This window comes from Pseudalkalibacillus sp. NRS-1564, from assembly GCF_050467905.1.
GTDB lineage: Bacteria > Bacillota > Bacilli > Bacillales > Guptibacillaceae > Guptibacillus > Guptibacillus hwajinpoensis_B.
Genome location: NZ_JBITPM010000009.1, coordinates 1 through 5,762 on the forward strand (window position 1 = coordinate 1; position 5,762 = coordinate 5,762).

General features: G+C 36.2%; 7 protein-coding genes. 1 reads left to right on the top strand and 6 read right to left on the bottom strand.

From position 1 onward, the window contains the following. Positions 1-46 precede the first annotated feature (46 nt). The 4 genes from ACIFPW_RS04740 to ACIFPW_RS04755 all read right to left on the bottom strand — a co-directional run bounded on the left by ACIFPW_RS04740 (position 47) and on the right by ACIFPW_RS04755 (position 1,915). Complete coding sequence (locus ACIFPW_RS04740; protein WP_430242424.1) at positions 47-634, bottom strand: MarR family transcriptional regulator; 588 nt, start codon at positions 632-634, stop codon at positions 47-49. Positions 635-826: 192 nt separating this feature from the next. Then, on the bottom strand, positions 827-1,090 hold the full coding sequence (locus ACIFPW_RS04745; protein ID WP_430242426.1) for a hypothetical protein: 264 nt from the start codon (positions 1,088-1,090) through the stop codon (positions 827-829). Then, positions 1,080-1,511 carry a hypothetical protein gene (locus ACIFPW_RS04750; RefSeq protein ID WP_430242428.1) on the bottom strand — a complete coding sequence of 144 codons (432 nt, stop codon included), beginning with the start codon at positions 1,509-1,511 and terminating at the stop codon, positions 1,080-1,082. The genes ACIFPW_RS04745 and ACIFPW_RS04750 overlap by 11 nt, the downstream gene beginning before the upstream one ends. Positions 1,512-1,567: 56 nt before the next feature. Then, positions 1,568-1,915 carry a hypothetical protein gene (locus tag ACIFPW_RS04755; RefSeq protein WP_430242430.1) on the bottom strand — a complete coding sequence of 116 codons (348 nt, stop codon included), beginning with the start codon at positions 1,913-1,915 and terminating at the stop codon, positions 1,568-1,570. A gap of 320 nt (positions 1,916-2,235) precedes the next feature. On the opposite strand from ACIFPW_RS04755, the gene mobQ reads away from it, so the two are divergent. Further along, on the top strand, positions 2,236-4,131 hold the full coding sequence (gene mobQ / locus ACIFPW_RS04760) for a MobQ family relaxase (RefSeq protein ID WP_430242432.1): 1,896 nt from the start codon (positions 2,236-2,238) through the stop codon (positions 4,129-4,131). Between the two features lie 86 nt (positions 4,132-4,217). Here the strand turns inward: mobQ and ACIFPW_RS04765 are convergent, their stop codons facing one another. Further along, positions 4,218-4,427 (bottom strand): hypothetical protein, encoded by a 210-nt coding sequence (locus tag ACIFPW_RS04765; protein WP_430242434.1) that lies wholly within the window; start codon positions 4,425-4,427, stop codon positions 4,218-4,220. Positions 4,428-4,568: 141 nt separating this feature from the next. Beyond that, a complete protein-coding gene (locus ACIFPW_RS04770; RefSeq protein ID WP_430242436.1) occupies positions 4,569-5,249 on the bottom strand; it encodes a hypothetical protein in 681 nt (226 codons plus the stop codon). Positions 5,250-5,762: the final 513 nt, after the last annotated feature.

The following is a 5,762-nucleotide window of genomic DNA, read 5'->3' on the forward strand; positions in this document are numbered from 1 at the left end:
AAAATCATTACTACAAAAACAAAAAAAAGAGCCTGAAATTAGACTCTTAAAAAAGCTTAACAGGCATCTTCTTTAATTCCCTAGGAGTTTTTTTAAACATAGCCTTCAAAGTACCATTTACTTTATCTCTATCACCTGAAAACATGATATGAGGATTTACAAACAAAGCATATGCTCTAACATTATTATCTTCTAAACCACTTTCAGACCTAGCCAAAACACCCTTATCAATTAAACCTTTAATAATAGGATTAACATTTTGTTTTTTCTTTCCTAAAATTTCAGCTAAATCAGACTGTGTAACAGGCATAGGACTAACCTTCTTACAATCATCAACTATACAATTAGACAAAAATTCAACATTAGGAATGATATCCATTAAAAATTTTTTTTCAGCTGTAGTTAAATATTTTAAGTTTCTCAAATATAAAATATTTTCCTGGATCAACTGTACAAACCTCGCTTTATTTTTAACTTTTCTTTCGGGAATTAGTATCATACCTCTAGAATTAGCTTTAGTTTGTAATTCAGTTGCGTGTTCAAGTTCCTCATTAGTTAATATTTCTTCATTTTTAAAGTCTCTTAAACGAGCTCTTTTCTCAGCTTCACTAAGATCAACACCAGTTTTTTTCATGCTAATTCCTCTCCCTTTGTCTGGCAGGAATTAGTCCCAATATGATAGAATATAAATACCCTATATGTTGAATAAGGGGCTAATTCTTTGCCCTTGTACCTTTTGAAAAACCGCGAGCCGCCATAGCTTACGCGGTTTTTCTCATTTTTTTAGATTTCAACACCATCCGCACGTTTCCTTTTTTTCTACTTCTCATTGACGCGTTAGCCTTTCCACTTCACTTTCCGTTTTAAAAAGGCGTTTATTTAATACCTGCAATTCATCGTCTCGATGATCTAGTTTCTGATTGATTTGCGTCAGCATCGCCATGACATCTTTCGGTTCATCAGCTTCTAAACGCACTACCGTTTTTTCAATTCGTGAGAGCTGCTCATTGTTTTCTTTTTTAAACTGATCAAAATCATTTCGGAATTCACTTAAAGCTGTAATAATCATATTTAATTTCTCATCGCTCACTTGTTTTTCCCCTTTCTATTCTCGTTCTTAAGCTATCTAATAGTTTATCATCAACTCTTCGAGGCTTGTACCCCATACGATCGATCAAAAGACCTTCAATCACTTTCATACGAGCCGTATATCGCCTATATTCCCCTTCACCAAAGGCAATCGTATCTGTATCAATTTCAACCCATTCAGAGCCTTTCTGGACCCCTCTCATAAGGTTATAACTTCTTGACCTTTCGTGTCTCACTAATCTCAGTAAAACCAATAAATCGAATGTATGAAAGAGCGACAATTCCTGAAAAGGTAATTCACATTGTTCTACATATAAGAACTCTTTCATCTCTGGACGCTGCTTTTTCAATGGGGCTCCACAAAAAACACATTCATCTGCAACCTTGCTGCTTTCCGTTTCACAGTACGAACAAATCAACACCGTTCCTCCTTGTTATAAACATTGCCTTGAAGGCAATGCTAAACGCCTTCAAGGCGTTATCTTTGGTAAGAAGGTTTTTCTCCTCCTGGTATGATGACCTCTTCTTCTCCACTCTCATGAATCACTTTCTTTTCCTGCTTCGATTTTTCTACATCAATGTTCATTAATTTTTCTTTATGTTTTTCTACCGCATCTTTCATTCCATAAGCCACTTTCTCTGCCTGATCTTCTCCGACAATATCAAAATACTTTTCGAAAATGGCTCCTACTTGAATCAATCGTCGCGTTCGCTCTTTTCGTTCCTTCGCCTGAATCCGGCTCGCCACTTGCTGTTTCTTTGCTTTGATCTGTTCCATCTTTTCTTCCAACTCTTGTAATCGTTCTGCGTCCGTTTTACGTGCCATCTATCCTCTCTCCCTTCTCTATCATCTCTACGCTTTTATTTTACCGTATCTACCAGGAAAATACTACCTGAAATGCTGGTTTCTTCGCTCGCATTGTGGTATGCTTCCCTTAGAATAAAAGAGATAAGAGCGCACTTATACATCGTTCCGATGTGTGCGGTTGCTTCGCAACGAAAACCCTTGTCCTTCCTTATCGGAATGACAAAAACCATTGTCGCCTTTAGGCGAATCCAAAACAAAAAATGATCAATCTTACGATTCCCCACTCTTTGTTATGGTCAACAATCATTCGCGTAGCGACTAAAAAGGAGGTGAGCATCATGGCAATCTATCATTTTTCAGCACAAATTATCTCAAGAGGACGAGGGCAATCGGCTGTTGCTTCTGCCTCGTATCGTTCCGGTGAACGCTTAGAAGATGAACGCACTGGTGAAGTGAAATTTTATAAACGTGATGCTCAACCTGAATCTATGATTCTTGCCCCTTCGGATTCTCCTGAATGGGTGTACGATCGTGGGCGACTTTGGAATGAAGTCGAGTCTGCAGAAAAACGAAAAGATGCTCAGTTAGCACGAGAAATTAATATTGCTCTGCCAAGGGAATTATCGAATGAACATCAAGCTGACCTTATTCAAAACTATGTTCAATCTCAATTTGTCGCCAAAGGGATGGTTGCCGATATTGCCATCCATCGAGACGATCAAGAGAATCCTCATGCTCATGTCATGTTAACGACTCGAACCCTCACTCCTGATGGATTTGGTCCGAAAAATCGCGACTGGAACAATCGAGATTTATTAACCCAATGGCGTGAACAATGGGCCGATCATGCCAATCAAGCCCTTGAAAAAGAGAATCTTCAGGATCGCATTTCCCACCTTTCTCACGAATCTCGTGGACTTGAACAGTTGCCAACCGTTCATCTTGGGCATGTCGCTCATGAAATGGAGCAACGTGGTGCCAAAAGTGATAGGGGAACGCTCAATCGAGATCGCCAGGAATACAATCAACATGTAGTTGATCTTCAAAAATACCGTGAAGAGAAACAGGTATTGGAGCAAGAGAGAAAACAAAAAGCCCAACGATTCAGCACAGCTGCTGAACGTGTGGACTTACAAAATGCTTCTAAACTTCTTAAAGGGGAACCGACTTTTAAACGTATTGGCCGGAGACACGAACAACTTGATCAATGGGAAAAACAGCTTCATCAAGAAGAAACTTCCCTTCGTTGGAAAGATCGAAAAATCAAAGAAGCTTCTGATCATCATCATTGGCTTCCGATTTTTGAAGATAAGATCAAGCAAGCTGAACAGCGCATTGAAAACATCAATTGGCTTAATCCATTGAAAATCAAAGAAAATCGCGGTATCAAAGAAAATGTTGAAAAAGATATAGCCAAAGCAAAAGACAATATCGAATTTCATGACGAAAAACTGGATTTCTATCGTGAAAAACTTGGTTTCCATACAAAAGAGGAATTTCTCCAGGTTAAAAAACAGCACGAATCCGAGCAGCCAGGACTCCTAGAGAAAAACCAAAACGCTCACCAACGCATCCGATATGAGCGACATGTGCTTCAGAAGGCACAAAACGCTCATGAGAAGGCGTTTGTCCGTCAAACAGCATCTTTGTATCCTCAGAACCCTGAAATGCGCTATATGAGCTTCTCAGACACTGTGAAGCTGATGGAGCTCAATACACAGCAAGGTAAAGTTATACCGATTGAACAAATCAAAGAACGGGTTAACCGTGATCAGACTCAGATCAAGCAACTTGAACAGGATATCGACCGTGTTTCTCAGCATAAATCTCGTCTGAATCGAACTGAAGGATATCTAGAGAAGTACGAAAAGCATCGTGATATTGCGGAGAAAATGGAGAAAAATCCTTTCTTAAAAGGAAAAATGCTTGTTTCGAAGTCAATTAAAGAAGAATTTGAACAAGCTTTGTCGGCACGTGATCATTTTAAAGGGCTCCTGAAAAAAGAAGGGATTCAAGATCGAAATGATTTCAAAAAGCAATCGGATCTCGTAGCCAGTATGGAGGATAAAGTTCCTCGTTCCCAAAAAGAGATCGAATCTCTTCAAAAAGGTTGCAGTTTGTTTGAAGGCATACTAAAAGGTGTTGAACAGGCTGGAAGAGAAATGCAGAGGGAACAAAAACGTCAACATAAAAATATAAAAAATAGACAACAGGATAAAGGATTGGAAAGATAATCATTTAATTTTCTTTCCGTTCAAAACACTATCAAATTAAAAAGAGTAGTTTTGTATTGTTACAAAACTACTCTTTTTTAGTAATTCTATTTTTTGTTACGTACCTCCATGAACTTTAAAACGAGGTTCAATAGTAAAATTACTGCAATAATTCCTAAAATAACATTCGTTGTTTGTAAACTAGAATATATATTTTCTGTTAGCGAATCTAATCTAGGTACAATTTGTGAAGAATCACCCATGTTATTTATACCTTTAGAAATTTCCTCTAAATACTTTGTAATATCCTGATCCATGTTGAACCTCCTAAGCGCACTTTTACTCACTATAACATAGCTTTTTGGATTTAATTACTAATAATTTGAGTATTGTGTTTTTGAGACACTTAGGTTTTTTTGTGGATTTTCCTGTTCTAATTCTCTATTATTTCACTTGATTTAGTAAATTGAATATCTAAATCCAATGGAGATATCTTTACGCGCATAATATGTTGATCCAGTACCAGCAGAGATTGAAAATCCAGCAGCTTCAAATCCAGCTGAAGCGCTTTGAGAGATAGCAGCTTGAATAGTAGCATCTCCTAAAATCTCGACCTCATTTGTTGGGAAAGATCCAGAAGTTGAAAGACCATCAGCACTTTCTGATTCTAATGTATGGTTCCCACTAGAAGTAAACCAATTGTATGAAACGATATCTTGTATTTGAGCAAATGATCCAGATGAATATATTTCTAATCGCGCTCTCAAAGTAGTTTCTAAACCGTTATCATCTCTTGTTTCACTAACGTCTTTAAAAGTTGTGTTAGCAAGTGCTGCATTCTTATTACTTGCCAAAGCAATAGGGGCATCTACATCTTCCACCGTATAAGTTCTAAGTACTTTATTAGTTTTAATATCAATTACTTCCATACTTTCAGATTGATCATTTTTACTTTTTTCTATTTTTACTTCTGATTTTTTATAAGGTACCTCAACGTTGATTTCGTTTATTTCTTCTTTAAAAGAAGATTTTTTATCATTTTCCGCAGCACTAGCAAAATTACTACCAAAACTGAATGATGAAGCTATCAACATAAACATAGACAGAAACAAAACACTTTTCAATAGTTTACTTTTCATTTCGCACCTCCATTTTTTTATTCCACAAAACAACAAAAGGAATATATTTGAAACAGTAACACACCATTTTTTATAAATCTGCCAATATTCAAAAAATATTATTTTAGTAACGCTAATATGGAAAATAGTTCCTTTTATTTTTAGTAAGAATTAATCAGTTTAAATAAGTATATTGAAGACTATTTAAAATTTAAAAGATAAGAAGATTTAAAGTTTATTTATATTAATATAATCTGAATCGATAGATATAGTTTTAAAATCTGGTTGCCTTAATGGCAACCTTATTGCCTTAACGGCAGATAACGAAAATTAGATAAATTTTAGCTTGCGAAACAAAGAGCGAACTGCTATTAAACATAGAGTTAGAAGAGAGAAGCTACAAAAACCCTCTAAAACCCTTGTTACTACTGGGTTTTAGAGGGTTTTTGTAGTAATGATTTTTCATTACAATCGTAATGAAAAATCATTACTACAAAAACAAAAAAAAGAGCCTGAAATTAGACTCCTACAACA